The sequence below is a fragment of the Paraburkholderia aspalathi genome, from assembly GCF_900116445.1.
Taxonomy (GTDB): domain Bacteria; phylum Pseudomonadota; class Gammaproteobacteria; order Burkholderiales; family Burkholderiaceae; genus Paraburkholderia; species Paraburkholderia aspalathi.
This window is the reverse complement of the sequence record NZ_FPBH01000048.1, coordinates 1-24657: the sequence shown is the minus strand read 5'-3', so window position 1 is coordinate 24657 and position 24657 is coordinate 1. Positions and strand designations below refer to the sequence as shown.

Annotated in this window: 22 protein-coding genes; 8 read left to right on the top strand and 14 right to left on the bottom strand. The window is 60.7% G+C overall.

Annotated features, from left to right (window positions below; genetic code table 11):
- The first annotated feature begins 162 nt into the window (after window positions 1–162).
- The 3 genes from BM438_RS41075 to hemP all read left to right on the top strand — a co-directional run bounded on the left by BM438_RS41075 (window position 163) and on the right by hemP (window position 1559).
- Window positions 163–561, top strand: coding sequence for an OsmC family protein (locus BM438_RS41075; RefSeq protein ID WP_054042165.1), 399 nt, complete (start codon window positions 163–165; stop codon window positions 559–561).
- Window positions 562–686: 125 nt separating this feature from the next.
- Window positions 687–1169: an SRPBCC family protein gene (locus BM438_RS41070; RefSeq protein ID WP_093646609.1), complete on the top strand. Its 483-nt coding sequence runs from the start codon at window positions 687–689 to the stop codon at window positions 1167–1169.
- A gap of 129 nt (window positions 1170–1298) precedes the next feature.
- Complete coding sequence (hemP, locus tag BM438_RS41065) at window positions 1299–1559, top strand: hemin uptake protein HemP (RefSeq protein ID WP_093646606.1); 261 nt, start codon at window positions 1299–1301, stop codon at window positions 1557–1559.
- Window positions 1560–1860: 301 nt separating this feature from the next.
- Here the strand turns inward: hemP and BM438_RS41060 are convergent, their stop codons facing one another.
- From BM438_RS41060 to uvrB, 5 genes are all read right to left on the bottom strand, one after another.
- The gene (locus BM438_RS41060) at window positions 1861–3267 is read right to left on the bottom strand and encodes a 4Fe-4S binding protein (protein ID WP_093646604.1); all 1407 of its coding nucleotides are present in this window, start codon (window positions 3265–3267) and stop codon (window positions 1861–1863) included.
- Window positions 3264–4109: an FTR1 family iron permease gene (locus tag BM438_RS41055; protein ID WP_093646601.1), complete on the bottom strand. Its 846-nt coding sequence runs from the start codon at window positions 4107–4109 to the stop codon at window positions 3264–3266. Before BM438_RS41055 ends, BM438_RS41060 begins: the two co-directional genes overlap by 4 nt.
- A gap of 88 nt (window positions 4110–4197) precedes the next feature.
- Window positions 4198–4530, bottom strand: coding sequence for a cupredoxin domain-containing protein (locus tag BM438_RS41050; RefSeq protein ID WP_093646599.1), 333 nt, complete (start codon window positions 4528–4530; stop codon window positions 4198–4200).
- Between the two features lie 121 nt (window positions 4531–4651).
- Complete coding sequence (locus tag BM438_RS41045) at window positions 4652–5200, bottom strand: iron transporter (protein ID WP_054042141.1); 549 nt, start codon at window positions 5198–5200, stop codon at window positions 4652–4654.
- Window positions 5201–5541: 341 nt separating this feature from the next.
- Entirely contained in the window at window positions 5542–7635 is a 2094-nt protein-coding gene (gene uvrB, locus BM438_RS41040; RefSeq protein ID WP_093646596.1) for an excinuclease ABC subunit UvrB, read from the bottom strand.
- Window positions 7636–8039: 404 nt separating this feature from the next.
- On the opposite strand from uvrB, the gene BM438_RS41035 reads away from it, so the two are divergent.
- Window positions 8040–9239 carry an amino acid aminotransferase gene (locus tag BM438_RS41035; protein ID WP_093646594.1) on the top strand — a complete coding sequence of 400 codons (1200 nt, stop codon included), beginning with the start codon at window positions 8040–8042 and terminating at the stop codon, window positions 9237–9239.
- Between the two features lie 182 nt (window positions 9240–9421).
- Here BM438_RS41035 and BM438_RS41030 read toward each other — a convergent pair whose 3' ends face one another.
- Entirely contained in the window at window positions 9422–10660 is a 1239-nt protein-coding gene (locus BM438_RS41030) for a DUF3734 domain-containing protein (protein WP_093646591.1), read from the bottom strand.
- A gap of 10 nt (window positions 10661–10670) precedes the next feature.
- Window positions 10671–11468, bottom strand: a complete 798-nt coding sequence (locus BM438_RS41025; RefSeq protein WP_093646589.1) for a 3-hydroxybutyrate dehydrogenase — start codon at window positions 11466–11468, stop codon at window positions 10671–10673.
- Window positions 11469–11690: 222 nt separating this feature from the next.
- On the opposite strand from BM438_RS41025, the gene BM438_RS41020 reads away from it, so the two are divergent.
- Window positions 11691–12662: a potassium channel beta subunit family protein gene (locus tag BM438_RS41020; protein WP_093646587.1), complete on the top strand. Its 972-nt coding sequence runs from the start codon at window positions 11691–11693 to the stop codon at window positions 12660–12662.
- Between the two features lie 222 nt (window positions 12663–12884).
- Complete coding sequence (locus BM438_RS41015) at window positions 12885–13730, top strand: 23S rRNA (adenine(2030)-N(6))-methyltransferase RlmJ (protein WP_054042170.1); 846 nt, start codon at window positions 12885–12887, stop codon at window positions 13728–13730.
- Window positions 13731–13811: 81 nt separating this feature from the next.
- Here BM438_RS41015 and BM438_RS41010 read toward each other — a convergent pair whose 3' ends face one another.
- From BM438_RS41010 to cueR, 4 genes are all read right to left on the bottom strand, one after another.
- Complete coding sequence (locus BM438_RS41010) at window positions 13812–14861, bottom strand: ABC transporter substrate-binding protein (protein ID WP_093646584.1); 1050 nt, start codon at window positions 14859–14861, stop codon at window positions 13812–13814.
- Window positions 14862–15140: 279 nt separating this feature from the next.
- Window positions 15141–15494 (bottom strand): hypothetical protein, encoded by a 354-nt coding sequence (locus BM438_RS41005; protein WP_093646582.1) that lies wholly within the window; start codon window positions 15492–15494, stop codon window positions 15141–15143.
- A 228-nt stretch (window positions 15495–15722) separates the two neighbouring features.
- Window positions 15723–15869 carry a DUF3563 family protein gene (locus tag BM438_RS41000; protein WP_012432419.1) on the bottom strand — a complete coding sequence of 49 codons (147 nt, stop codon included), beginning with the start codon at window positions 15867–15869 and terminating at the stop codon, window positions 15723–15725.
- A 294-nt stretch (window positions 15870–16163) separates the two neighbouring features.
- Window positions 16164–16586, bottom strand: a complete 423-nt coding sequence (gene cueR, locus BM438_RS40995) for a Cu(I)-responsive transcriptional regulator (RefSeq protein ID WP_054042147.1) — start codon at window positions 16584–16586, stop codon at window positions 16164–16166.
- A gap of 123 nt (window positions 16587–16709) precedes the next feature.
- On the opposite strand from cueR, the gene BM438_RS40990 reads away from it, so the two are divergent.
- Window positions 16710–16928 carry a heavy-metal-associated domain-containing protein gene (locus BM438_RS40990; RefSeq protein ID WP_093646579.1) on the top strand — a complete coding sequence of 73 codons (219 nt, stop codon included), beginning with the start codon at window positions 16710–16712 and terminating at the stop codon, window positions 16926–16928.
- 13 nt (window positions 16929–16941) lie between these two features.
- Entirely contained in the window at window positions 16942–17874 is a 933-nt protein-coding gene (locus BM438_RS40985; protein ID WP_093646577.1) for a dTDP-4-dehydrorhamnose reductase family protein, read from the top strand.
- Here the strand turns inward: BM438_RS40985 and BM438_RS40980 are convergent.
- Genes BM438_RS40980 through imuA form a run of 3 tightly spaced genes read right to left on the bottom strand, consistent with a single transcriptional unit; the run spans window position 17868 to window position 24011 of the window.
- A complete protein-coding gene (locus BM438_RS40980) occupies window positions 17868–21482 on the bottom strand; it encodes an error-prone DNA polymerase (protein ID WP_093646574.1) in 3615 nt (1204 codons plus the stop codon). The two genes, BM438_RS40985 and BM438_RS40980, sit on opposite strands and share 7 nt — an antisense overlap.
- A 5-nt stretch (window positions 21483–21487) precedes the next feature.
- On the bottom strand, window positions 21488–23272 hold the full coding sequence (locus tag BM438_RS40975) for a Y-family DNA polymerase (protein WP_093646572.1): 1785 nt from the start codon (window positions 23270–23272) through the stop codon (window positions 21488–21490).
- Window positions 23172–24011 carry a translesion DNA synthesis-associated protein ImuA gene (imuA, locus tag BM438_RS40970; protein ID WP_093646570.1) on the bottom strand — a complete coding sequence of 280 codons (840 nt, stop codon included), beginning with the start codon at window positions 24009–24011 and terminating at the stop codon, window positions 23172–23174. The genes BM438_RS40975 and imuA overlap by 101 nt, the downstream gene beginning before the upstream one ends.
- Window positions 24012–24657 lie beyond the last annotated feature (646 nt).

Here is a 24657-nt window from a genome sequence, read left to right as displayed (position 1 = left end):
ATTGCGGTGGCACGGCGCTCACCATGCCGCCCGCGCCGCCGCCGCGCATAGGCACGAAGGCCGGTGAATTCGTTCACAATAGCAATTCATGCCGCGCACCACACCGTCCAGACGTGACGACTCGTGGCGCGCGGCGATTTCCGTCCCTGTTCAGGAGCGCGCATGGCAGAGTCCACCGTCACCGCCCACATCGGTTCGACGAATTTCCAGGTCCTTTTCGACGACGGCAAGCACACATGGCTCGCCGACGAACCCGAGTCGCTTGGCGGCGGCGATCGCGGGCCGACGCCCGTCTCGCTGTTGCTGTCGAGCCTCGGTGCCTGTACGTCGATTACGCTGAAGATGTACGCTCAGCGCAAGGGCTGGCCGCTCGCCGACGTGCGCGTGGCGCTGTCGCTCGAAACCGGCGACGCGGGCTCGACCATCGACCGCAAGATCATGCTGGAAGGCGATCTATCCGACGAGCAGCGGGAACGGCTCTTGCAAATTGCCAATGCGTGCCCGGTTCACAAGATCCTCACGCATTCGATCACGATCCGCTCGGGTCTTGCCGTCGTCTGAAGTCGTGCGGGCCATTCGGGCCTCGTTGCCGGCACATTGGCGCGATAGCTCGCGGAGCGCGACAATGGCGTGATCGGCTCAACCGGGCTGAACGTTATGCAACGCTTTCATAGGAAGCCGCCGTTTTGAATTTCGAACACCTTATCCAGATCAACGATCCGTTGAATCCGTTTGTCGACTCGATGACCCGCGAGCAGTTGTGGGAGGGTCTCGTGCTGCGCGCCGAACAGCCGCAACTGTTCGTGATCGGACTCGACAGCTGCACCATCCTTTCGCGACAAGGCGACACGCTCGAACGGGAGTTGCACTACGGCCAGGCCACCGTGCGCGACCGTGTCACGCTGGAGGATCGCCAGAGCGTGCGCTACGACATTCTGCCGACGGCGGACTATGTCGGCGGCTCGCTGACCATGACGATCGAGCAGCCTGACGAACTGCAGTTGTTCCTGCGCTTCGAATACACGACCACCCTGCCCGTATCCGACGACCAGGACGCCGTGCAGACGCAGGAAATCGTGAAGTCGGCGTATCGCGAGAACGATATCGATACCGTGCGGCTGATCCGCCAGTACGTGCAGGCCAAGCAGGAACCCGGTTCATTGCATTGATGCATGCGCGGGCATTCCGCCCGCGTCATTCAACTATCGAAAGTCGAATCCGATGAATTTCTCTTTCTTGTAAATGGGAATAGTTATCATTTAGAATTAATCCATCGAATCGACCAACAGCAAAAACGAATGACCGATCTCAACCGCTCTTCCACACTCAGCCTGCGCCGCCCGGCGGCCGCGCTGACCAGCCGTCCGAAAGCATCGACGGCGACGGCAACCGCCGCGAAGCCTGCAGCGGATCACGCGAGCGGTACGAGCGAGAAGTCGGATCGGGTGGTGCGCAGCGACGCGCTGCTGCAAGGACATAGCCACGTCAGCATCCTGCATAACGGCGAAACCTACCAGCTGCGTGCGACGCGCTTAGGCAAGCTGATCCTGACGAAGTAACAGGCAACACCGAATAGCAGTATGTACCGGGTATTGTGGGGACCACCTCCTCGAGAGGTGTTAGGCATTAGCCAGCCACGACGGCTTGCACGTGAGAACTAGACCCCTTCGTGCAGACACCAAGCCAGTCGTCGCAGCCAGCCAGGCCGCTTTTTTGGTTCTCACCCAATGCGGACATACGAAACGACGTGTGTCGCACATGCAGAAAATGAAAAAGCCGTGGGATGCTGTCATCTCCACGGCTTTTGTTTTACAGGGTGCCGATCCGGTCGCGGCAGCGCGTTGAAGCTTTCTTTGAGACTTACTTCGAAGCCCAGCCCCAGAACATCAGCCACCATGCGCTATCGACCACCGCCAGCGCCGCTGCGAACCACACCATCGCAAGGCCGCGCTGAACGAAGCGCTCACTATAGCGACGTGTGACGAGCCAGGCGAGCCACGCGCTCCACAGGTTGGCAATCGCCAGAATCGCGATACGCATATCCGACGCCCACCACAACGACAGATGCTCCGCGCGCAGTAGCGACAGGGTGGTCGCCGACAAGCCGAGAAACACACCTGCGCCGGCAATCGGAATCAGGCCCTGCGTCAAATGATGCAGACGCACGAAACTGAAGCGTCCCAGCATGCGCGACGCCCCCATCAGCAGTACGAGCAGCACCGTGCCGTACACCAGCGCCGTGGCGAGGATGTAACCGATCACCATCGTGCCGTCGAGCCACGAGAACACGTCGTTCTGCTCGGGGTAATGCGTGAACAGGAACCACGGCGCGTTGGTGTCGAGCGGCCAGGTGATGTCGTGATCGACCAGCCAGGTTGCAAAGAACATCTTCAGGTCCACGAACCAGCGCGAAGCGGTCCAGTGGAATGCGCCGATCGCGATGCCGAGCAGGCCGTACAGGATCAACGCGGTGTCCCACGGGTTCGCCTGTTTGTCGCCGAGCTGTACGACTTCCGACGACGGCGCGCGCCACGTCAGCGCGATCGCGTCGCGGTGTCCGCTGCAACGGCCGCACATATGACAGTCCGACGCGCCCTTCATATTGCGCAGCGGCACCAGCGGTGCGCAGTTGATCGGAATCACGCGATGCCCATGTTCGCCGTTCTTGTACGAACGGCGCCACGCTTCTTCATCGACTTTGTAGTGAAACGGCGCGAGACGCGCCAGTAGCGAAAAAACCCCGTTCACGGGGCACAGGTACTTGCACCAGACGCGCTTCTCGCGTCCGTACAGCAAGCCGATGATCATTGCCGCGAAGGTCGAGCCGCCGAGTACCAGCAGCACCGCTTTCGGATACTGGTAGACGCTTACCATCTGCCCGTAGATCGTGGTGATGCCGAACGCGACGAACGGCCAGCCGCCCCAGCGCATCCAGCGCGGAATCGCCCAGCCGCGGCCATATTTGCTGGCGAATTCGGCGAGCGCGCCTTCCGGACACAGCACGCCGCACCAGACCCGGCCGAGCATCACCATCGACAGCAGCACGAACGGCCACCAGATGCCCCAGAACACGAACTGCGCGGCAAGCGTCAGGTTGTTCCACAAATGCGCGGTGTCGTCCGGCAGCGGTGTCACCGCCGGCACGAGAATCAGGAACGCATACACCGCCACCACAACCCACTGAATGCCGCGGATCAAACCGCCGTGACGCTGCATCCACTGCCCGGCCGCGGCAAGGCGGCCCGGACGGGTCATGACGGTGCTCATGCCGCGCGCCCTGCAGCCTGCTGCGCCGGCTTGCGATTCGCGCGACGCACCAGCAGATAGACGACCGCCCAGTACGCGGCGTAGGCGACCAGATTCATCAGTGCAGGGTGGGCGCGATAGCCAGTGAGCGTCGCAACCAGCGAACCGAAGGTACTCGAATCGTCGAGGATGGCTGACGAGTTCCACATCTGGTCGATGATCGTCGGCAGGATTTCCTTGTCGATCAGCTTGTCGACACCGGTCTGGAACAGGCCCGCGCCGAGGAACAGCAGCATGATTTCAGTGACGCGGAAAAAGAGCCGCCACGAGAAGTATTTGCCGCCCAACTGCAGCACATAGAAGGTCATGAATGCGAGACCGAGGCCGATGAGCACAGCGAGCATCTGGCTGCCATCCACGTGACCCGATTGGCCAAAGCCGAGACCGTACAGGAAGATCACCGTTTCACTGCCTTCGCGCGCGATAGCCAACGCGACCAGCAATGCGACACCCCACCAGTTCGAATCGCGCTTGCTCTTTTGCAGCGACTGTTCCATGTCGCGCTTGAGCGACCGGCCGTGCTGCTTCATCCACAGCACCATCTGCACGATCAGCACACACGCGACCAGCACCATGCCGGTCTGGAAATAATCCTGCGCGTCACCGGAGAGCACTTCGGTGAAACCAACCAGCGCCGCGCCGAGCGCGACCGCCGCGATCACACCGGCCGCGACGCCGCCCCACAGGTACGGCAAACCGCGGCGCGCATCGTCGTCACCATTTTTCAACCACGCGTACAGGATGCCGACGACCAGCAAGGCCTCAACGCTTTCCCGCCACACGATGAACAGAATCTGACCCATCCAAGCTCTCCCCTCTACCCTTCCACTGCTTCGGCGAACGCACAATCCGGTTGTTCAAGGCATGCGCTCGCACCCCAAGCCACCACTCTTACTTCGCGACGATTACGCCCTGCGCCTGCTGATGGAAATCGTCGAAGAACTTGTACTCGCCCGGCGAGAGCGGTGCGATGACGACGAACGAATCGCCGCCCGGCGCCAACACTTTTTCCTTACGCAATTGCACGCTTTCGAATTCGGCCGCGCCCTTGCCGGTGTTGCGTATCGCGATCTTGATGCGCTGCCCTGCGGGCACTTCGATGCGCGCGGGATTGAGCTTGCCGTCGTTCATTTCCAGGTTGAAGGTCGGCAGATCCGCTGCGTGCGCGGCCCCCACCGTCAAAACGGTCATGGCGAGGATCGCGATCTTTCGGTCAATTCTCATTAGCCTTTCCGGAAAACGCGGCGCTGGAGTTTACGCCCGGCGCCGTCTGCTGCATTCATTCATGCGGTCCGCCCCGCGTTTGGCGCGGCGAACCGCGTTGATCCGCGTTGATCCGCGTTGATCAGTAACCGCCCTTCTTGCCGATACCCGCGTACGTGAAGTCGTATTCGAGCGTGATCGGCTTGAACCACGGGCCCACGCCGGTTTCCTTGTCGACGTGACGGCCGAACGCCATGTGGCCGGTTTGCATCGGCGCTTCGACCACCAGCTTCAGGTGGTACTTGCCGGGGCCCTGCAGCTTGACGTTGTCGCCGTAATGCGGACCGTCGTTGGCGACCATCGCCATCATGTCGCCCTTCTGGGTCTGATTCGAACCGGCTTTGGTCAATTCATAACGAACTTGCAGATACGGCATCCAGTCGCCTTCGGCGAAACCGGTCGGGTTGTTCTTGACCGCGTGGATGTCGGCTTCGAGGTGGACGTCCGAGTCCGACGCCTTGCGCATCATGCCTTCGGGTTCCATCGTGATCGGCTGCAGATAGACCGCGCCGATTTCCATCCCGCCCTGAATCTGGTGCTTCCCGATCGGGTATTCCGCTGCCGTTGCGGAAAGCGCCGCTACTGCGGCCACCGCTGCTGCGCCACCGCGCACAAATGAAGAAATCCGCATTGAAACTCCTTGTTTTTATCAGACTGGAATCGAACTCATTGGAACAGTGCGGTGCGCGTGCGTTTTAAGCCGCGGCCCCACATCCACCGACAGGGGGCGACAGACCACAGACAATCGCATTACGAACGTTAATGCGAACCATTCTCAATATTGGTCAAGTTTATCATTGATCGGCAGGGAGAACAAACGAGGACGCTCGCAAAGCCTTACGGCAGCAGGGACTTAAGGCTGTGTTAAGGAAAGCGCGGGCGAAGGTGTTGGCGGGTGTAAAGCGCAGGAAAGACAAGGCGCGGCACATTGCCGCGCCTTTCTTCGCACCTTGCTTGATACGTAGGAAGAATTTATTCGACGCCGGGCACGTGGTCGCCGACGTTCGCGCCAAATACGCGCTGCCGCAGCAGCGCCAGTTGGTCGCGGGTCTGTGCGGCCTTTTCGAACTCGAGGTTCTTGGCGTGCTCCATCATCTGCTTTTCGAGGCGCTTGAGTTCCTTGGCGAGTTGCTTCTCGGACATGTCCTCGAATTTCGCCCGAGTCTGCTGTTCCTTCAGTTCAGCGCGGGCGTCGTCGACGTTGTACACCCCGTCGATAATGTCGCGAATCCGCTTGACCACGCCGCGCGGCGTAATGCCGTGCTCCAGGTTGTAGGCGATCTGCTTGGCGCGCCGCCGCTCGGTTTCGTCGATGGCGCGGCGCATCGAGTCGGTCACCCGGTCCGCATAGAGAATCGCTTTGCCGTTCACGTTACGCGCCGCCCGGCCGATGGTCTGGATCAGCGAACGCTCGGCGCGCAGGAAACCTTCCTTGTCCGCGTCGAGAATCGCGACCAGCGAGACTTCCGGAATATCCAGCCCCTCGCGCAGCAGGTTGATCCCGACCAACACGTCGAATGTGCCCAGCCGCAGGTCGCGGATGATTTCCACCCGCTCTACCGTGTCGATGTCGCTGTGCAGGTAGCGCACCTTGACGCCGTGGTCGGCCAGAAACTCGGTCAGCTGCTCGGCCATCCGCTTGGTCAGCACCGTGACCAGCACACGGTCGCCCACTTTGACGCGCTCGTTGATCTCGGCCAGCACGTCGTCGACCTGGGTGCGCGCCGGACGCACCTCGATTTCCGGATCGACGAGGCCGGTAGGACGCACCAGCTGCTCGGCCACCTGCCCGGCCGTTTTCTTTTCGTAGTCAGCCGGCGTGGCCGACACGAACACCACCTGGCGCATCTTGCGCTCGAACTCATTGAACTTGAGCGGGCGATTATCGAGCGCCGACGGCAAGCGAAAACCGTAGTCGACCAGATTCTCTTTACGCGCCCGGTCGCCGTTGTACATGCCGTTCAACTGCCCGATCAGCACGTGCGACTCGTCGAGCAGCATCAGCGCGTCAGACGGCAGATAGTCGACCAGCGTCGGCGGCGGCTCGCCGGGTGCGGCGCCCGAGAAGTGCCGCGAGTAGTTCTCGATGCCCTTGCAGAAGCCCAATTCCTGCAGCATTTCCAGATCAAAGCGGGTGCGCTGCTCGAGCCGCTGCGCTTCGACAAGCTTTCCGTTGCTGTAGAAGAACTCGAGCCGGTCGCGCAGTTCGGTCTTGATCGTTTCGACCGCGCGCACCACGGTGTCGCGAGGCGTCACATAGTGTGACGACGGATAGACGGTGAAGCGCGAAATCTTCTGCCGCACGCGGCCGGTGAGCGGATCGAACAGTTGCAGCGTCTCGACCTCGTCGTCGAACAACTCGATGCGCACCGCCATTTCGGCGTGCTCGGCCGGGAAAATATCGATCGTGTCGCCGCGCACGCGGAACGAACCGCGCTGGAAGTCGGCTTCATTGCGGTTGTACTGCATCGCGATCAGGCGGGCGATGATGTCGCGCTGGCCGAGCTTGTCGCCGGTACGCAGCGTCAGAATCATCTTGTGGTATTCGGAGGGGTTACCGATACCGTAAATCGCCGACACCGTGCCGACGATGATCACGTCGCGCCGCTCCATCAGGCTCTTGGTGGCCGACAGCCGCATCTGCTCGATGTGCTCGTTGATCGACGAATCTTTCTCGATGAACAGGTCGCGCTGCGGCACGTACGCTTCCGGCTGGTAGTAGTCGTAGTACGAGACGAAGTACTCGACCGCATTGCGCGGAAAGAACTCGCGAAACTCGGAATAAAGCTGCGCGGCGAGCGTCTTGTTCGGCGCGAACACGATCGCCGGCCGGCCGAGCCGCGCGATGGTGTTGGCCATCGTGAAGGTTTTGCCGGAGCCGGTCACGCCGAGCAGCGTCTGGAACGACAAACCGTCCTCGATGCCTTCGACAAGCGTGTCGATTGCCGTCGGCTGGTCGCCCGCGGGCGGATACGGCTGGTAAAGCTGGAACGGCGAGCCTTCGAACGTGATGAATTTGGATTCATCAAGCGTCTCGTCGACTTCAGTCAGATGTTGTTCGGACATGGGGGCGGCACCGGGCCTTGGGCAAAGAACTATTCTAACGGGTTGCGGGAACCCGGGCTGAGCGGGTCTGCGTAGGGATTGCGGGGTGGACGATGCAGGCCAGCTGGCCGATGCGGAGGCGATTTCCCGACGGCTCGAGGCCGCTGTTCGGCCTTCGCCGGCTTCGCTCCAGGCAAATCCGCTATGACGACATGACGCCGGAGTGCCTGTTTTTCAAGCAAATAATTCAGTCCAGCAGGCTTTGTCGCCCGAAAAACGCCCGTGAATTCGCTACAATGGCAAGTTGCGCTCGCCTGTCGATGCCCGCCCGCCGTCTGAATTGTCCGTTGTTGTCCGTCAGACACCGTTGGCCGGCCCGCCCGGGCTTGAAGCCGCCCTCTTTTCACAACTGCTGCCCATCCATCATGTCTCTGTTCTCCGCCGTCGAACTTGCTCCCCGCGACCCGATTCTGGGCCTGAACGAAGCTTTCAACGCCGATGCGCGCACCACCAAGGTCAACCTTGGCGTTGGCGTGTACTTCAATGAAGAAGGCAAGATTCCGCTGCTGCGCGCCGTGCGCGACGCGGAAAAGGCTCGCGTCGAAGCCGCGCTGCCGCGTGGTTATCTGCCGATCGAAGGCATCGCTGCCTACGACGCTGCCGTGCAAACGCTGCTGCTCGGCAACGACTCGCCGCTGATCGCCGCAGGTCGCGTCGTGACGGCGCAAGCACTGGGCGGCACGGGTGCGTTGAAAATCGGCGCCGATTTCCTGAAGCGTGTGAACCCGAACTCCAAGGTCGCGATCAGCGATCCGAGCTGGGAAAACCACCGCGCGCTGTTCGAAGGCGCCGGCTTCGAAGTCGTGAACTACCCGTACTACGACGCGCACACGCACGGCGTGAACTTCGAAGGCATGCTGAACGCGCTGAACAGCTACGCTGCCGGCACGGTTGTCGTTTTGCACGCGTGCTGCCACAACCCGACCGGCGTCGACCTGACCGTTGACCAATGGAAGCAGATCGTCGAAGTCGTCAAGGCGCGCAATCTGGTGCCGTTCCTCGACATCGCTTACCAGGGTTTCGGCGACAACATCGAATCCGACGCTGCAGCGGTTCGTCTGTTCGCGGCATCGGAACTGAACGTGTTCGTGTCGTCGTCGTTCTCGAAGTCGTTCTCGCTGTACGGCGAGCGCATCGGAGCGCTGTCGATCATCACGGCAAGCAAGGAAGAATCAGCTCGTGTGCTGTCGCAACTGAAGCGCGTGATCCGCACGAACTACTCGAACCCGCCGACGCACGGCGGCTCGGTGGTTGCTGCGGTGCTCGCATCGGCTGAACTGCGCGCCACATGGGAAAGCGAACTCGCCGAAATGCGTGACCGTATCCGCGCAATGCGCAACGGTCTGGTCGAACGTCTGAAGGCCAGCGGCGTGGATCGCGATTTCAGCTTCGTGAACGCACAACGCGGCATGTTCTCGTACTCGGGTCTGACGGCTCCGCAAGTGGACCGTCTGCGTGAAGAGTTCGGCATCTATGCAGTGGGTACGGGCCGCATCTGCGTGGCTGCGCTGAATACGCGCAACCTCGACGTGGTGGCTAGCGCGATCGCTCATGTGCTGAAGTAAGGCTTTCAGGGCGCGGGCGTTAGTCGCACGCGCTTTACTTTGCTGTTGCTGCTTAAGCTGCATGTAAAAACGGCGCCCTTTCGGGCGCCGTTTTTTATTGGCCGGCTGTTGTTGCCGGACGTGTGAGTGTGACCCGCCGATAGGCCCCGCTGCCGGCACTCCTTCTGTCACCTAGGTCCGTTTCAGCGCGAATCCCGATGGATATCGTGCGTGACAAAACCTGCGTCGTTATCAGGCATGTCGAGCCAGTCCGGTTGCGCGAGCGACTGGCGGATATCTTCCAGGCCGCTGCTCCAATGTTCACGCATTGTAGAAAGGCCGAACTGGAAGTCTTTGAAATGCCCTTCGTATTCCTTCTGCCGATAGATGAGATGGATCACGTTGTAGCGTTTCGAACAGGACAGATCATCTGCCAGCTTGCACCACGGATCGTCGCGCTGGTCAGCCGGTACACGATCGAGCACCTCGCGCAGCACATGCCGGAAACGCTGCGAACGTTGCAGCATATCGGTCACGAGACGTGTGCGGCTTGAGTACTGGATGTCCTTCATGCGCCCCTGAACATCGGTGATGTTGTCCGGCACCGGCCCAACCGCGCTCCAGAGATCAACTTGGAACGCAAGCGTATCGCGACGTGGTGTGGTCTGAATCACCTCGTAGAGCGGCGTGTTCGACATCAAGCCGCCGTCCCAGTAGAACTGACCGTCGATTTCGACCGCCGCGAAACCCGGCGGCAACGCACCTGACGCCATGAAATGCTCAGGCCTCAGTTTCGTATGCTTGTTATCGAAGTAGGCGAAATTGCCGGTACCGCAATTCACCGCCCCCACTGACACACGCATCTCACCGGAATTGATCCGATCGAAATCGCAGAGCGCTTCCAGCGTGGCCTTGAGCGGCGTGGTGTCGTAGTAGCTCGCGAGTTGCGGCGGCCCTGAGACGGTAGGCAACGGCGGCGGGAAGCGCGGCACGAAAAAGCCCTTTTGCCCTTCCACGATCGCGCCCATCGCCTGGGTCGCCGTAAAAGCCTTGCGCACGGCTTCACTGGAATTAAACAGCGCGTGCTCGATAAAGGCCGGCAACGGCGGTCCGAACGCCGGTTGGCAGATCGTCTCCCAGAATTGCAGCAGCCGCTCGACGCGTTTCTCCGGCGGATTGCCGGCAATGACGGCCGTATTCAGCGCGCCGATCGAAATGCCGGCGAGCCAGTTCGGCTCGATACCGGCTTCGTAAAGCCCCTGAAAGACACCTGCCTGATAGGCGCCCAGCGCGCCGCCGCCTTGCAGCATCAACGCGACGGTTTCGTAGTTCGGCAATTGGAGATGCTTGCCGGGATGCGCGGCGGGCGCCGGACCGGCGCCCTCGCCTTCCCCGCCGCCGGGTGCGCCGACGCGTGCCCGCTTGAGATTGCGTTGCGCCATGGGCGCCTCCTTATTGCATGTACCAGCCGTGGCTCACAATAAAGGACTGGCCGGTCAGCGCCGCAGTCGGGAACGTGGACAGGAACAGCACCGTCTGTGCGACGTCTTCCACCGTGGTGAAGATGCCGTCGACCGTGCCGCCCAGCATCACGCGTTTGATCACGTCTTCTTCGCTGATGCCGAGCTCCTTGGCCTGCTCGGGAATCTGCTTGTCGACCAGCGGCGTACGCACGAAACCCGGACACACCACATGCGAGCGCACGTTATGTTTCGCACCTTCCTTGGCCAGTACGCGTGAAAGACCCAGCAGCGCATGCTTGGCCGTCACATAGGCGGACTTCAGCGGCGACGCTTCGTGCGAATGGACCGAGCCCATGTAGATCACGATGCCACCGCGATCGTCTTTGTACATGTGCTTGAGCGCGGCCTTGGTGGTGAGGAAGGCGCCGTCCACGTGAATGGCCTGCATCTTCTTCCAGTCGGAAAACGAATAGTTTTCGATCGGATTGACGATCTGGATGCCGGCGTTGGAAATCAGAATATCGATCGAGCCGAATTCGGCCGCGACTTTATCTATGCCCTGGTTGACGGCGTCTTCGTTCGTGACGTCCATTGCCACGCCGATTGCCTTGCCGCCGCCCTTTTTGATTTCTTCAGCGACGGCGTTCGCGCCGTCCTGGTTCAGGTCGGCAATCGCGACCGCTGCGCCCGCGGCGGAAAGCGTGAGCGCAATCTGCTTGCCGATGCCGCTCGCGGCACCCGTAACCACCGCAACCTTGCCATTCAGATTCGTGTTCAGTGACGACATCCAGAACCTCCATGCAGTTGATGAGCAATGAGACCACGGACCGCGGGCGGCGTGAAGTCAGCCAAACGGCATAGACCGTTTGGCTGAATGCTGCACTGCGGCCAACGCTGCTATTGTGCATGAACCGTGTGAACTGCATCCGTAAACTGCACATTGCGCTTTATCTCTTTAAACTGGACGTTTCAGCGGGATTCCGGCGGCATGACTACCAAGGAGGAATGCATGAATTATCGACGTCTAGGCCGTTCGGGCCTGCAAGTCAGCGAACTGTCCATCGGCTCGTGGGTCACCTACGGCAATCAGGTGGGTCATCGTGCAGCGCGCGAGTCACTCGCAGCCGCGCGCGATGCGGGAGTCAACTTCTTCGACAATGCCGAGGTGTACGCCGCCGGCCAATCCGAAGAAATCATGGGTCAGGCGCTCAAGGAACTGGCATGGCCGCGTGTGAGCTACGTGGTCTCGACGAAATTTTTCTGGGGCCTCAACGAAGCGCCGAACCAGTACCACACGCTGAACCGTAAATATTTGCTGAACGCCATCGACACGTCGCTCAAACGCCTGCAACTCGATTATGTCGATCTCGTGTTCTGTCATCGCCCTGACCCAAACACGCCGGTCGAAGAAACCGTCTGGGCCATGAGCGACATGATCACGCGCGGCAAAGCCCTGTACTGGGGCACCTCTGAATGGAGCGCCGACGAAATCCGCGCCGCTTACGAGATCGCTGAACGGCATCATCTGCACAAACCGGTCATGGAGCAGCCGCAGTACAACCTGTTCCACCGCAAGCGCGTCGAGCAGGAATACAAACGGCTTTACGAGGATATCGGCCTTGGGCTGACCACCTGGAGCCCGCTCGCGTCCGGCCTGCTCACCGGCAAGTACCGCAACGGCGTGCCTGCCGATAGCCGCGCGCAACTGCAAGGCTACGACTGGCTACGCAAGCAGGTCACCGACGCCGGCAAGAACAACGTGGTCGGCAAGCTGGGCGAAGTGGCCGACGAGCTGGGTTGCACGATCGGCCAGTTGGCGATTGCATGGATTCTGAAGAATCCGAATGTGAGCACCGTGATCACCGGCGCGTCGCGCGTCGAACAGATCGGTGAGAACATGAAATCCGCCGAGGTGGCGGAACGGATCACGCCGGAGATCAAAGAGCGGATCGAGGCGGTCATCGGCGACGCCTACGACTGATCGGCCGCGCCGGACTGGTCCAGATCCGATCGGGGCGCGGACCGGTCCGCGGAGCATGGCCCACGCACTATCGGGACTGTGTCACGCGCAACGCACTGCGGAGTGCAGCGCGGCGTCGCGTACAATACGCGACCGCGCTGCACTTCAGTTGTGCTGCCGCATTGCACTCGCATCGCCGAATCCGCCGTGGACCGGCACGCCCTCTTTCAGTGTCTCCTCATCATGCTCAGCTACCGCCACGCCTTTCATGCAGGCAATCACGCCGACGTTCTGAAACACGCCGTCGTGTTGCAGCTACTGCGCTACCTCGGCCAGAAGGACAAAGCCTACTGGTATATCGACACGCACGCGGGCGCCGGCGTCTATTCGCTGAAGGAAGGCTACGCGACGAAAACCGGCGAGTTCCAGACCGGCATCGCCAAACTGTGGGAGCGTAACGACCTGCCGTCGGTCTTCGCGGAGTACGTCGACGAAGTGAGCGCGCTGAATCCGGACGGCCAGTTGCGCTTCTACCCGGGCTCGCCGTATATCGCGTGGCGGCAAATGCGCGAGCAGGACCGCATGCGCCTGTTCGAGCTGCATACCACTGAAATCGACGTGCTGCGCCATAACTTCCGCGACGCAGGCAGACGCGCAATGCTTTATGCGGGCGACGGCTTCGACGGCATTCTCGCGTTGCTGCCGCCGGCGCCGCGCCGCGCGCTGGTGCTGCTCGATCCGTCGTACGAAGACAAGCGCGACTACACGCGCACACTGCGCTGCGTCGAAGAAAGCCTGAAGCGCTTTCCGACCGGCACCTATGCGGTCTGGTATCCGCAGGTAAGACGCCTTGAATCGCAGCGCTTCCCCGATCAGTTGAAGAAGCTGCAGGAGCGCAACTGGCTGCATGTGAGCCTGACCGTCAGCAATCCGCCGACCGACGGCTTCGGGTTGTTCGGCAGTGGCATGTTCATCCTGAATCCGCCGTATACGCTGGCAAAAACGCTGAAAGACCAGATGCCCTGGCTGGTCGAGGCGCTCGGCGAGGACAAGGCCGCGCAGTTCAAGGTCGAATATCGCGGGGATTGAGCACGCCCCGGGCCGCACGTGGGCGCCTTACCAGAGGTATGACGCGCGCGCGGCCGGGTAAATCACCCGCCATCAGTCCACTTACTTGAGTTGCGCCGCTGCCTTGCGGGCGAAATCGTTGGTATAGGTCGCGTTCAGATCGATCTTTTTCGGATCGAGGCGGTTATCGAACGACGACAAAGCACGCAATGAAGTCGCCGGGCCATCCGCGGGCATCAAGCCATCCGGTGAATACGCGTCGCGCACGTTGTGGAATGCCTCCACGTAGAGCGCCGAATCGTTGAGCAAATAGGCCGGCGGCACCATCTTCAGCAAGTCGGCGTCGCTCGCGGTCTGCAACCAGTGGTCCGCGCGCACGATCGCATTGGCGAGCGCCTGTGTCGTCTTCGGATACTTCTGGATGAAAGTCTCCGATGCGTAGAGCGTCGCTGCCGGCATCGTCCCGCCGAATACCTCCTGCGTACCCTGCACAGTACGTGTATCGACCAGCACTTTGATCGCGCCGCTACGCGCCAGCTTGGTCATCATCGGATCCACATTGGACAGCGCGTCGAGCTGACCGCCGCTCACCGCGGCCAGTACCGTGGCGCCACTGCCCACGCCGATCGCCGAAATCTCGTTACGCTGCACGCCTGCCTTGCGCAAAGCCACGGTGAGCACCAGATCCGTCGACGAACCCGGTGCGCTCACACCGACTTTGGCGCCCTTGAAGTCCGCCAATGTCTTGATCTGATCCGCCTTCGACTTCAGCACCGCGACAACGATCTGCGGCGCGCGGCCCATCAGTACGAACGCGCGGTAGTGTTGCCCTTTTGCCTGCATGAACAGCGTGTGCTCGAATGCGCCGGCTCCCACGTCAGCACTGCCCCCTACGACCGCTTCCAACGCCTTCGAGCCGCCCGCGAAATCTTCGAGCGTGACGTCGAGCCCTTCGTCCTTGAAGTAGCCCAACTGCTGGGCGGCGAGTACCGGCAAATAGTAAAGGCCCGGCAAACCGCCAACGGCCATCGTGAGCGTGGGCTTTTCCGGAGTGTCTTTGGCCAGCGCGACGCCGGGCAGCGTCGCGGGTACGCTCAGCGCGAGCAACGTGGCGCAGGTGCTGGCGGCACGCCGCATCCAGTGAATAGGCATGTGATGTCTCCTTGTTCTGTTTTCATTCGATGCGATGGCGCTACGTACGATGCATGGTCCACATCGTTGGCGAGAGAGCGCGCAACGATTGTCGTCGGACGGTGTCGCGCACGCCATGCATCGAAACCCGAATAGCGTATGCAGTGTCTCGCGCGTTAGCTGAAGATAAAGACGCGCGTGCACATGCGGCAGCACGGCAGAGGGCCTGCCGCTCGAACCATCAACGGATGGATGGAAAGAACTACTAGGAGATATCGCGGCGGAGTCGCTTCTTGCGACTTATTGCGCGCGAAGTACAGGACGAGTCTGCGGCTGCGGTTGTGTCGACGGCGTGCCGCCGCCAACAGGCACCGGAATGTAAGGCGCGACAACGAACGGTACCGACGAATTCGGCGCCAGCTCCGTGGGCGTTGCGATAGGCTGCGCCCCTACGATCGGCTGCCGCGAGAGCGGCGCGGTCTGAAGCACGGTACCGCTCTGACCATCGCTGATACCGCTCTGCGAGTCGAGTATCACGGGCTTGCGGGCGGTAGTGCTCGACGCGGCGAACGTTGCCGATACGGCAAAAACCGTTGTCAGCGAAGCTGCGGCGGTCATGGCCAGGACGGATTTGAGCAAGCGGACAGGACGCATGGGCGGACCGGTTGAGTTTGAGAATGCCGGATTGCGCAGAAAACGCTTTACCTTACCGCGGCGGCATCCTTCAGGCTAGTCGTTATTAGCCATGAGTCGCCAAGAAGCGCCAGTTGCTGTGGATTTTCGTGGTCCAGATGTGACAAAGCCCCGTCTATACGGGGCTCAACACTTTACTGCAATGGCCGCGCACGAGCGCTGCCGGGTCAAACTTGATGCAGTTGAAACTTACAGCGAGTAGCCGTTGGTTTCGAGCGAGCGGATGCGCTGTTCGAGCTGAACGATATCCGACGACGACGCCAGATAGGCTTCACGACGAGTGCGTTCTGCAGTTTCAAACCAGGTGCTCAGCTTTTCAAGTACGTATGCAAACATGATGTTCTCCAAGGATCAGATTGAATCCCCGGTGAGTTCGGCATCAGGGATTTCCCGTAAAAGGGTTAACCCGGATTATAGCCCTATGGTGCAACCTTGCTAGTGAAATGCCCGCATGACGTGCATTCCGTTTTGGAATGGTGCACGCCCGTGGTGCACTTAAGCTGTTGATTTATCTGAATTCAAGACGATTTTCTTGCGGCGATTGATGCTGCCCCACATTAAATTGCACCATTTAGGTGCTTTTTGAGGCTCGGTTGCGATAACGTCCTCGACAGGTTGCACTCCGCGCTTTCAGATCGGATGACAACCCTTCCCCGACACCAGATCGGTATCGGCGAGCCGCTCGATAATCGGGCAATCCGGGCGCTCGTCGCCGTGACAATGGTCCGCCAGATGCGCCAATGTGTCGCGCATGTCGGTCAGTTCGTTGATACGGCGATCGAGCTCCGCAACGTGCTCTAGCGCAATCGCCTTCACTTCGGCGCTGGCGCGCGACCGGTCGTGCCACAGCGCCAGCAAGCGGCGGATGTCTTCGACCAGAAAACCAAGACGGCGCGCCTGCCGAATAAAACGCAGCGAATGAACCTCTTGCGGCCCGTATACGCGATAGCCAGCGCTCGTACGCGCCTTCGCCGCCAACAGGCCCACGCTTTCGTAGTAGCGAATCATCTTCGCCGTGACGCCCGAGGCGCGGGCCGCTTCACCGATGTTCATGACTGTTTCCCCAGTGTGTGCGTCGATCGTACACCTTCCCATAGTGGGAAGGTCAGCCACTCAATTGCGCATCGGCAGGCATAATTCAAGCATCGCAATATTCATTTTTTTGAGGCAATCCCGATGACGATCGAATTCCAGGTAGAAGGCATGAGCTGCCAGCATTGCGTGGCTGCGGTCACGAACGCGATCCGTGAACACGATGGCGCCGCTCAGGTCGAGGTCGATCTGGCATCCGGCCGCGTGGCAGTCGAATCGGCACAACCGGTCGACACGCTCAAAGCCGCAATCGACGAGGCCGGTTACACGGTGACCGGCGTGACCAGCGGCCCAGCCCGCTAAGCGAGCGACCGTTATGTTCAAAGTTGCCGTCATTGGTGCTTCCGGACTGCTCGGCCGGGCTCTCGTCGACGAACTGGCGCAGCAGGCTGATTGGCAAGTTGTCGCCACGGCGTTCAGCCGGCCGGGGCCGAACACGGTCGCGCTGGATATTCGCGATGCGCGGGCGGTCGAGCAATTTGTCGAGCGTGAAGCGCCGGACGCGCTCGTGATTGCCGCAGCAGAGCGTCGGCCGGATGTGTGCGAGCACGATCCGGCGCTCGCCCGGGCGTTGAACGTCGATGCGGTGCGCACCCTGGCCACGGCGGCAACGCGGCGCGGCGCGTGGACGCTCTCGATCTCAACCGATTATGTGTTCGACGGCACCCGCCCGCCCTATCAGCACGATTCCGCGCCCGCGCCGCTCAATGCCTATGGGCGCAGCAAACTCGAAGGCGAGCGCGCGCTGACGGAATCTACCGATCTCGGCTGCGTGCTGCGTTTGCCGCTGCTCTATGGGCCGATCGTCGATTGGGCAGAATCGGCGGTGACGAGTCTCGTGCCGGCGATTGCCGCGTCGGCTTCACGCGAGGGCAAAGCCGCGATCATGGATGCATGGGCGATTCGCTACCCGACCTTTACGCCGGACGTCGCGTTCGTGATCCGGCAGATGCTCGAACGACATGCGCGTGGCGATGCGATCGGCGGCATCGTGCAATGGTCGGGGGATGAGCCGATGAACAAGTATGAAATCGCCGTGCGGCTGGCCGAAGCACTGCAACTGGATGCGCAACTGACGCCACAACATACGCCCACCGACGCGACGCCGCGTCCGCATAACTGCCACCTGGCGTCGGACCGGCTCGAGGCGCTCGGCATTGGTCGCCGCACGCCGTTCGACGTTGCGATCCGGCAAGTGCTGGCCGCATTTCCATGGCGGGGCGAGCCGGCGGCAGATCAGCCTCAATGAAAATCACGGCTCGCCGTAGCCAGTTCGCCGAGCCAGTCGCTGTGATCTTCAAGTCGATGCGCGACGAGATGGATCACCTCGCCCTTCTGTTTCCGTTTCGCGTTGCCCGTTTTACTTGCGTTCATCGCATTGCCGGCGCTGTCACCGCCGGTAGAAACGCCGTCGTCACGCTGCAAGACGCCATACACCGCCAGCAAGGATGAACCCAGCAGTACCTTGCGCTGTTTTTCCACCAGCGCCGGCCAGACGATCACATTGATCGAACCGGTTTCATCTTCGATGGAAACGAACACGGTGCCGTTTGCCGTGCCCGGCCGCTGCCGCACGGTAACGATGCCGCAGGCGCGTGCCAGCGTGCCGTGTCCGCACGCGGCAAGTTCTGCGGCCGTGCGAAAACGCTGCTTGGCAAGACGCTCGCGCAATAGCGCGAGCGGATGACGATTGAGCGTGAGGCCGATGCTCGCGTAGTCGTCGACGATCTCGCGACTTTCTGTTGCCTGCGGCAATGTCAACGGCGCTTCGGCGATCGGCGCATCGCGCAGCAGCTTGGGTACCGTGTGCTGCGCGGTCACCTGCCACCACGCTTCGCGCCGATGGCCCGCAATGCTGACCAGCGCGTTCGCCGCGGCCAGCGCTTCGAGATCGCGCCGCGTCAATGCCGCGCGACGCGCCAGATCGTCGACGTCGGTAAACTGCGCGTCGCTGCGAGCCGCCATAATGCGTTCGGCCGCTACCTGCGAAAGACCTTTGATCAGATGCATGCCGATGCGTACTGCCGGACCGCGTGCACCATAGGTTTTCGACGATTGAAATACGCGGGCGGTCAGCTGTTTTGCCGCACGCCGGATCGTCCGGGCCAATGTGAAGCGCCGCAACGACATGTCACGGAATTGCTGTGCAGACAATGCGCCCTGCTGACGACGCAAACAGGTCTCGCTCGATGAAATCCGCTGCCCTTCATGGCCGCGTCTTTCGAAGGTCGACTCCCAATCGCTCAAGGTTACGTCCGGCGGCAACACCTGGACGCCGTGACGCCTGGCATCCTGCACGAGTTGCGACGGCGAATAAAATCCCAACGGCTGGCTGTTCAGCAACCCCGCCAGAAAGGCGGCCGGCTCATAACGTTTCAACCACGCGCTGAGATAGACGAGCAAGGCAAAGCTCGCCGCATGGCTTTCAGGAAAACCATATTCGCCGAAGCCTTCGATCTGTTTGCAGATGCGCGCGATGAACTCCTTTTCGTAGCCGCGCGCCGACATGCGGTCAGTCAGATCCTGCTGATACTTCGCCAGATTGCCGGTGCGCCGCCACGCGGCCATCGCGCGCCGCAATTGATCGGCCTGCTCGCCGGTGTAGAGCGCGGCAACCATCGCGAGGTGCATCACCTGCTCCTGGAAAATCGGTACGCCGAGCGTGCGCTCGAGCACGGGGCGTAACTCATCTTTAGCGTAGTCCACCGCCTCCAGACCCTGCTTGCGACGCAGGTACGGATGCACCATGCCGCCCTGGATCGGTCCGGGCCGCACGATCGCAACTTCGATCACAAGATCGTAGTACTTGTTCGGTTTCAGCCGCGGCAGCATGCTTTGCTGCGCACGCGATTCGATCTGGAATACGCCGATCGTATCGGCATGACCGCACATTTCGTAGACACCGCGATCTTCGCGCGGAATATCCTGCATCCTGAATTTCAGCAAACCGCGCCGCAAGGCGACGAATTCCAGCGCACGACGAATCGCCGACAACATGCCGAGCGCCAGCACGTCGACTTTCAATAGATCGAGCGCATCGATGTCGTCCTTATCCCACTCAATTACGCTGCGGTCTTTCATCGTCGCGTTCTCGATAGGTACTAGCCGTGACAACTTGTCTTTCGCGATCACAAAGCCGCCGACGTGTTGCGACAGATGACGCGGAAAGTTGCGCAACTCTTTGGTGAGGCGAATCAGATTCTGCGTGATGTGCGAGTTGGCAGCGAAGCCCGCTTCGGCCAGATATTTGGCGACCGCATCCGTGCCGTCCCACCACTGCTGCGATTTACTGATTCGCTCGATCAATGACGCTTCGAGCCCTAACGCCTTGCCGACGTCCTTCAGCGCACTGCGGGCGTGATAGGTGATCAGCGTTGCAGTGAGCGCCGCGCGATGACGGCCGTACTTCCCATAAATATATTGAATCACCTCCTCCCGACGCTGATGTTCGAAATCGATGTCAATATCAGGCGGTTCGTTACGCGCACGCGAGATGAACCGTTCGATTAGCATGTTCATGTGCACCGGATCAATTTCCGTCACGTGCAGGCAGTAGCACACGATCGAATTGGCCGCTGAGCCTCGTCCCTGACAGAGAATGTTTCTGGAGCGCGCGAAGCTCACGATATCCTGTACCGTCAGGAAGTACTTTTCGTATTTCAGGTCGGCGATCAGTTGCAGCTCTTTCTCGATCTGATCGATTCGTTTGAGATCTATTCCCTTCGGCCAGCGCTCCATCGCGCCGGCCATGACCAGTTTGCGCAGATAGCTTGATGGCGATTCACCGGCGGGCACCAGTTCTTCCGGATACTCGTACTTGAGTTCGTCGAGCGAGAAGCGACACAGGGCGGCGATACGCAGCGTTTCCTCGAGCGTGTCGCGTGGATACAGTTTGCCGAGCCGCACGCGAGTACGCATATGCCGTTCGGCATTGGCCTCGAGCGCGTGACCACATGCCGATAGCGGTGTGACGAGGCCAATCGCGGTTAGGGTGTCCTGCAACGGCTTGCGCGATCGCACATGCATCAGGACGCCTCCTGCTGCGACCAAAGGCAAACCACTCGCTTTTGAAATCATTCGCAATGCGTCGATCTGAAGATCGTCGCTACCGGTTTGCCAAAGTTCGAGTGCGATCCATGAGCGTTGCGGCGCGAACGATGCCAGCCAGTGCACACAACGCAATGTGTGCGAGAGCGTCGCCGTGCGCTGCGGCACGAGGATCAGGAGGCAATCGGGCAAGGCTTTGAGATGCTCGAGATGCGGTAGCGAGTCGGTGAAGTCGGATGGACCGAGGCGATAGCTGCCTTTGTCTGCACGCGAACGGGCCAGCGTGATCAGTTCGGAAAGGTTGCCGTAACCATTGCGATTGGTTGCGAGCGCAACCAGTGTGCAGAATGGCTCGCCTGCATCGTCGGTTAGATTGAGTTCGCTGCCGATGATGAGGTGGGGGATGGGTTTTAGCTTCTCTTGGTCAGGGGTTTCTGGCTCGGTGGTTGCTTGTTGGGTGGTTGCTTGTGGGGTGCACGTTGGCTTCGCGGCCGCCGGCTCTACTGCTTCTTCCAAAGCCGCTCCTGCCTGCGCGGTTTTCGCCTTGTCATCGCGCTCCTTCCGTTGGCGCTCCCGCTCCTGTTCGATTTCTTTCACCGCCGTGTGCGCGCGCACGACGCCCGCCAGCGAGCATTCATCGGTGATCGCGAGCGCGCTATAACCGCACGACATCGCCTGCTCGACCAGTTCATGCGGGTGCGAAGCGCCACGCAGAAACGAAAAATTAGTCAGGCAGTGCAACTCCGCATACGGAGGCAATTGGGGCACAAGCGCCTGCTCCAATGAACCTGAGACTTGGGAATCTGCCATGATGCTCAGCCGAATAAACCCTGCAGATACCACTCGCCGCCAAGGCGTTCCCGGTACACCCAGAACATATGCCCACGATCGTCTGCCGCAACGTAGTAATCCCGTTCGACGAGGTTACCGTCCCACCACCCTGCTTCAATCCGTTCGGTACGCGTGAGCATTTTCAGTGGCCGACGATAGATCGGCCGCTGGTCGCGCATCATCAGGTGCAGCGGTTTGTCGAGCATCCAGACGGGGCGAGGCTGTGATGGCAATGCACTGTCGGGCAGATCGAGTGAGGCTTGAGCATCGGCCGCTTGTGTTACGAATAGGTAGCTGCTTTTAGCGTCGCTCGCTTCTTCGGGCTCTCGGGATATGTGCTCTGGGTGTGCTGTGCGTTCCGCGTGTCTCGCCCCATCGTCGTCTGCACCCACGCTCTCCAATGCAGCGTGCTGCAACTCATCGGTCAGCCAGGTTTTATCCGCTTTGATTTTTGTCTTAGTCTTCGCAGATGAGCGCTTCTTGCGCGAAAACGCTTGCGCCTGATAGGCCTCGACGCGCATTGCCCGCTCGGGCCGATGATCGTCCTGCACCGACATCTGCAACACGTTCTCCGGCCCCAAACGCGCGCTCAAGCGTTCGAGCAGACGTGCGATCGAATCGCCGTCTGATTCGGGCATTGGAAACAAAGTGTCCGACCGCCCTGCATGGTCGCCGATCTGATCCGCGACCAGCTTCAACTCGATCACGGGCGCCACCAGAACCGTCTGATTCAACTTCTCACGCAACAGCCAGATCAGATGCTCGGCATCGCGCGACGGTATGGCCCAAGCGACCTTCAGACTCGACGTTTTCGGCGCATGACGGGATGCCAATTCATGTTCGAGCAACAACGTATAACCACTGAGCGCTGCATGATGCGCGCTCAACCATCCGGCCAGTTGCACAATCAGCCGACGCGCGGCGAACAGTAATGCATCGGCATTGTCGACCCGCGACGGCAACTCCAACTGAGCATGAAACGATGCCGGCGCGCGAAACGATTCGCGCGGATCCGGACGCGCACCATATGCCTGCGCCAGCAGATCCAGAATTCCGCTGCCGAAACGCCGCACGACACCCGACCTTGGCAACTGACGCAAATCGGCCAGTGTCGCGCAACCAACATGCGTAAACGCATCGCGATCCGCCTGCGAAACCGGCAACAACAACACGGATAAGCGGTCGAGGACCCGAGCAAGCGACGTCTCCTTTATCACATGCCAACGATGCCCCTGCCGATCGGCGTGCGCCTGAGCCAACAACCACGCGCCCCAGGCTGTCGGTGCACACGCGATGCGCGCCGTATAGCCGAATTCAGCCACCGTCGTGGACACCTGCGACAACAACGCCCGCAAGCCGCCAAACAACCGCAAGCCGGAGCCGACTTCCAGCAACAAGGTATGCGCGTGCCCGAGCGACACCTTCGGGGTGTACGTCAGCAAAGCGAGCGCCATCGCTTCGAACGCCTGCGTTTCGCGGACTGTGTCTGCGGCAAGCATCTTGAGACCGGGCGCCAAGGCCAATGCGTACGAGCGCGATTGCCCCACGTGCACCCCGGCACGCAATGCGTCGAAATCCGGCATCACGATGTGCGCGTGATCGGCCAACGCATAGCAGCGCGCCTCGGTAACGCTGTCGGCACCCGGAGGTTGGCTTGTCTCGCCGGACTCACACCGATTCGGCTTCGCGAGCGAACCATCCGGAAGCGGCTCGAGAGGCTTCACCGCTTCCAGCGATAAGAGTGGCAATGTGACTGCGATCCACAACATGTTTGATCTCTCGTCCTTGATTGCTACCGATCCCGCTTTCCGGCAACAAGACGCTTTGTAACGGCAAAATGAGACGCAGAGGCTCCGCTAACGGCGGGCCGCGACGCTTGAAGATGTCGATCGAAATACCAATCTCCTGCAACCATTCACGACGGTTGATCGTCTGCGCATTGGCCGGCAAGAGCGGCTCGCAGATCATTCGTAATGGCGCCGGTGAAGATTGCGTGGCTGCCTCGACAGGCCGGATCAAAAATGCCAGCGATCCCGATTCCTGAGCCGCCACCTGCAGACGCCGAACCTTATCGGCGCGCGCATTCGGTAGCCATACCAGCACAGCGCCGATGCCATCCTGCTTCAATGCCTGAGCAGCAGCCCACAGAGACTGGTCTTCACTCGAACGCACCCATAAGACGCGTTCGACATCGATACCCCACGACCTCAATGCCGAAGCACAGGGCTGGTAAGGGGGCGCCACGAGCATGACGTGCCGTTCAGCTTGTGCCGTAAGATGCCGAAGCGCGCGGGCCAGCAGGCGCAGTTCGCCGACTCCTTCGTGCTCAATCAATAACTCTGTCAGGCCGCCGGCCGACCAGCCCTGCCCAGGCAGCAGTTGATCCAGCGCAGCATAGCCGCTGGAAATCACCCGCGAGTCCGCCTCGGCAAGCTCATTGCCCTGCCACACCTGACGCCGCAATCTCGACGACAACGCTGTCGTCGCCAGATGAATCGCTGCTGCCATAGACACGCTCGTTCAATAGGGAATACTCCACCCTGCCCGGCATCGGGCAAGCATGGGGTGACGAGTTTTCACTGTATATTTATACAGTATTCTGGGACGGATGTTAAGGCAAAGCGATGCGACGAAGCGCGCGCAAGAGGGAAATAAAAAGGGGTGGCGAAGCTGTTTTTGTTGCAGATTTTTCGCCTGCGGGAGAGCTACTTTTTGGCGCTGTCGCTCAGCAAGTAGGGTCCAATCTCACGTGCTCTGGGAGGAATGAGAAGAGCAGAGAGCCTGCGCATGTATGTCGCGGAATTGATAAGAGCCAACGGTTACGCGATCGTGCTGCGGATCGGGGAGAAGTAAGGCAAGGAGAACTGAGGCGCATTGGGCAAAGCTGCGCGGAATGATGTTTTCAGATCCGACCATTGTGATGGACGGACAGACGCCCGGACTAAGTCCCGGCGTGAGCATGCCATCGTCGTCGTGATGACCCGGCTGGAGGCAGAAGACTCGTTCTGCCTCTGCGTTTCGTGCCGTAAACGCAGAAACCCCACCTTTGCGGGGTGGGGTTTCTGGTCATGCTGGGGAGCCTGACGATTACCTACTTTCACACGGGAATCCGCACTATCATCGGCGTGGAGTCGTTTCACGGTCCTGTTCGGGA